The 4,144-nt window shown below is 46.1% G+C and carries 2 protein-coding genes and 2 pseudogenes; all 4 read right to left on the bottom strand.

The genetic code is table 11. The features are described 5' to 3' along the window. Positions 1 to 471 (bottom strand): annotated as a pseudogene (locus KDX37_RS28720) (hypothetical protein); the annotation flags it as partial. A gap of 161 nt (positions 472 to 632) precedes the next feature. Next, the gene (locus KDX37_RS28715) at positions 633 to 1,511 is read right to left on the bottom strand and encodes a hypothetical protein (RefSeq protein ID WP_231656573.1); all 879 of its coding nucleotides are present in this window, start codon (positions 1,509 to 1,511) and stop codon (positions 633 to 635) included. A 357-nt stretch (positions 1,512 to 1,868) separates the two neighbouring features. Continuing rightward, complete coding sequence (locus KDX37_RS28710; RefSeq protein WP_231656572.1) at positions 1,869 to 2,771, bottom strand: hypothetical protein; 903 nt, start codon at positions 2,769 to 2,771, stop codon at positions 1,869 to 1,871. 160 nt (positions 2,772 to 2,931) lie between these two features. Continuing rightward, a pseudogene (locus tag KDX37_RS28705) lies at positions 2,932 to 4,144 on the bottom strand (hypothetical protein); the annotation flags it as partial.

Genomic DNA, 4,144 nt, shown 5'->3' with positions numbered 1-4,144 from the left:
TGGATATACATGGAGCACCATGTCGATGGTGACGACTTGCCAGGAATCACGCGTGTTCGAGAGCAAAATCATGTGTGCCAACATCGTAAGGGGAGTAAGCAATATGGTAGAGATCAACCCAAGTTGTAGCATCACCACCCAGAATTGCGATCTGAATGGAAGCGGAGCGTGCTTGAAAATTTCGTGATTCTGTTTATTGTGGAATTCGACACCTTCAAAGGGCGCAGGCACATAGGTGTGGTTCGCTATTTGTATTTCTTTTTGTTTTTCTACTGTCTTCCAATACCTCATGCTTTTAGGCTTTAGCTGTTCCATAAGTCGAGTGAGTGTTATGTTCTGGGTTGAGCCCCACGGCAGACGTATTGAAAAGGATCCAAACGACTTTTGACGCACTGAAGGCTTTTGCGCGGTAATATTATTTTGCCTATAGGCATGAGTGTCGTAGTAGAAATCTGGACTTGGATCGGGCATGATTTATAAAGCTTCTTGGTTGTAATGATTTATAAGTGTTCGCGGTGCCCTTGCACGTCAGTACCCAGAATCTTAAGTTGAGTATTTTGGGTCTCGTTCTAAACTACAAAAACTTGCACCCAACTCAATCTGGCTTGGGCCTTCGTCAGACTTTTGTGTGATCAACCGCTAAAGTCCACATAGCGCGCCATCAGATTTGCGCGGCTGAACGTGTTGATTTTATAGATCCGTTTCCACATTGCATTGACTTCAGCCTTGAACGCTTCGTCGTTCATGTCGATCCAGTAGCGCGGATTGCGGCTTTTCGCCTTATCGTATTTCGCGGTTACCGGGTCCAGATGCCGATAGGGTTCGAACAGCGGGATGTCCGGAAGCGGGCCGCTTACATCCATGTAGTTCTGGAAAAAATCCCATAGCGCGCAGGGGCGTTGCCTACAGTCGTCTGGGCTCAATAAGGAATAGAAGTTGATTTTCCTGTCTTCGTAACGATGACGAAGCAGCAGCCCATGAGAGGGCCCATTACGATCTACAGTCGTAATCATGTAGGCGTCAAACTCGTAGAAGGGAGCGACGAATTCCTCAATCACACCTTCTTTTTTGAAACGCTTGTAACCAAAAATCGTCACCAGGCCTGTTCGGCGGTTCAACTCCCAGAGTGGACCTTTGGGGGGACGAAACCACATCTTTGGGAAATAGTTGATGACGATATGGCCAGCTAACCAACAGAGTAAAGGAATGCCGAAGAGCAAAGGATAAAGACCGATCAATAATTCTACAGTGACCTGTTGCCACGTTTCTATGGAGACGCGTGCTACTGCGATGTGAGAAATAATCGCAATGGGGAATATAATGATAAATCCCCACTTCCCAAAATGCAGCATAAAAATCCACAGTTGTGAGCTGAAGGGAAGCTGTGCGAAACGAAATTTCTCATGGTTCTGTCTTATATGAAGATCAACACCCTCAAAAATTCTCGGTATGTAGGTGCCATTTGCTGTTTGCTCTTCTTTTTTTTGCTTGATCTGCTCCCAGAATCTCATGTTTTTAGGTGTGGAATCCTGAAAAATTTCCAGGGTTGTTAGTTTTTGTGTTGAGCCCCATGGTAGCGATGTGGAGCAAGAGGGTGGCCTTCCTTGTGCAGATGGGCGTTGATTAGGAATGTCGCTGGTTCTATAGACGCAACAGCCATAATAACTATTCTCATTTGTTCTATCCATGGTTAATTTTCTCAATACGTCTTCGTTGGGATTGGCTCGCAAGCCTCTGTGGCTTTGCGATGCGTCAAAGCGGTACTTGCGCATGACCGAGGCTCATATCAAGACACTTTGAGTGTGTATGAATGTAATAATCATTTTCTTGATCAAGCCCAACAGATTTTCTTGATGCTGTGTATAGTTTTAATCGTTGTAGTCTACATAGCGCGCCATCAGATTTGGTCGTCCGAACGTGTGCATGTCATAGGTTCGTTTCCACATCGCACCGACCTCCGCCTTGAAGACATCCTCGTTCATGTCGATCCAATAGCGCGGATTGCGGCCGTTTTTCTTGTCGTACTCGGCAGTCACAGGGTCCAGATGCCGATAAGGTTCGAACAGCGGGATGTCTGGAAGAGGGCCGCTGACGTTCATGTAGTTCTGGAAAAAGTCCCACCAGGCGCAAGGGCGCTGCTTGAAGTCGTCTGGATTTACTAACATATGGAAATTAATAGTTCTGTCTTCATAGCGGTGCCTAAGCAAAAGTCCATAGGTGGATCCATGACGATCCACAGCCTTGATCATATAAGCGTCGAACTCGTAAAACGGTGCGAGAAATTCATCAATCACACCTGTTTTTTTGAAGTTTTTGTAGTCGAATATCGTCACCAAACCCGTTCGACGGTTCAACTCCCATGATGGGCCTTTGGGTGGACGAAGCCAGACGCGGGGGAAGTGGTTAACTACAATGTGCGAAGTTAGCCAGCAGATTAAAGGGATGCCTATAAAGATAGGGTGTGCCGTTAACAGCATATCCATGCTTACGGACTGCCAGGATTTACTAGATACAGATATCATGAGCATGTGTATAAAAAGCATTATGGGAGAGAAAAGTATTAGTGCACCAATTGCAAGTTGTAATGTTACTAGCCAGAATTGCGATCTGAATGGAAGAGGGGCGTGGCGAAACGTTTCATGATTCTGTTTGCTATGGAACTCGATACCTTCAAATAGCGCAGGCACGTAGGTGTTGTTCGCCTTCTTTTCTTTTTTTTCCGCTTCTGCTGCTTCCCAATATCTCATGCCTTTAGGCGTTGTATCTTCCATAAGCCTGGTAGGTGCAATTTGTTGTGTAGAACCCCAAGGCAGACGCGTTGAGCAAGACCCAAACGATTTTTGGCGTATGGATGGATGTTGTATGGGAATGTTATAGGGTGAATAGGAAGTGTTGCTGTAGTATAATTTTTCGTTATATTTATTCATGGGATTAGTTCTTGTGGGTTATTTCGTCAGCCCAAAATGGTTGGTTGATTGCCGTAAAATCGGGTGCTGCCTGTTCCTCGTGGTATTGCGCGCGCTCTCTAATAGAAGGCGCAGGAAAGTAATGTTTTTCTCCACGTGTGGTGAGAATGAATTGTGCGCGAACTGCCCATTTGAAGTGATGAATAGTGCTCCATTCGGACGTTCTTGTTTTATTGCTTGGTGTGAAGAATAATAGCTCTATCTTGTTTATGAAATGACGCTGCGCTTTGGGTGTCGTTGATTGTGCGGCTATCTCAGTCCCTGTCTTATAAGGAACACCTTGGTTGTTTGTACGTTCTGTTATACGACACAGCCTGCACTCGGCCCTGATATTTAGGCTGTCCAAGTTATCAATCAGACCGGGCAGGCGACTCTCCAGACGGATGATCGTATTAGCGCTGCGCACTGCGTAGGGTATTTGAGCACGAAAGTCGAATTTGGCGTGTGGTTCGTAAGCGGGGTTTTCTTCGATTGTAATGGTTATCCCGGCTAATAAACCTATGAGCTTATATAGTGCCTCTGATGGACTCTCTAAGCTACTCTCCTTTGTCTTGCTTTGACCAAAAGGGCCGTTTGCCAGCCAATCCACTAAAGGCGTGCTGCTGAGCCAGACAACCAAGCCAGCTCCGCCTATCAATAATAATAAAGCAGCCCAGCCAAGCAGGTTCAATCCTGCGAATAACTTCATGCCTCCTAGCGCAGAGCTCAGAATGGTCGAGAGGCCACCCATGGACATGAGGAGATAGCCATACATTGCTTGGTCATTTCTTTGCCACGCATGCCATGTATCGTGGAGATTTAGGGCAGTTAGAAGCGTTCCCGAAAATAGTTGAGCGATTAAACGGAGGGATATCTCTCTAATCGCTATCGATCCAAGTTTTCCCCCTAGCCATCTAGTTATGCCATCCTCGGAAAATTTCAGAATAGCTTTTCTAGTAGTAAAGCTTTTAGGTTCTCTGCTTAATATTTTTACTGTTAAGGCCTCTGCTGCGATGGCCAGGTCCAAAGTTGCAGCAAGCAATCCCCCAATTACTCTTGTCTGGTTTCTCTCACGTAAGGATTGAGCTAATGTTTCACTTTCAGAACTCACATTCCAAGCCTCCAGCATCAATACCGCCAGACAAAACCCGGTGGATCCCAGCACTCGATACGCTGCGCTGTTCTTCTGCGCGTCGAGG

Origin of the sequence: Pseudomonas californiensis (genome assembly GCF_021147775.1) — a bacterium.
In the GTDB taxonomy this organism is placed as follows: Bacteria; Pseudomonadota; Gammaproteobacteria; order Pseudomonadales; family Pseudomonadaceae; genus Aquipseudomonas; species Aquipseudomonas californiensis.
This window is presented reverse-complemented; position numbering and strand designations above follow the sequence as displayed.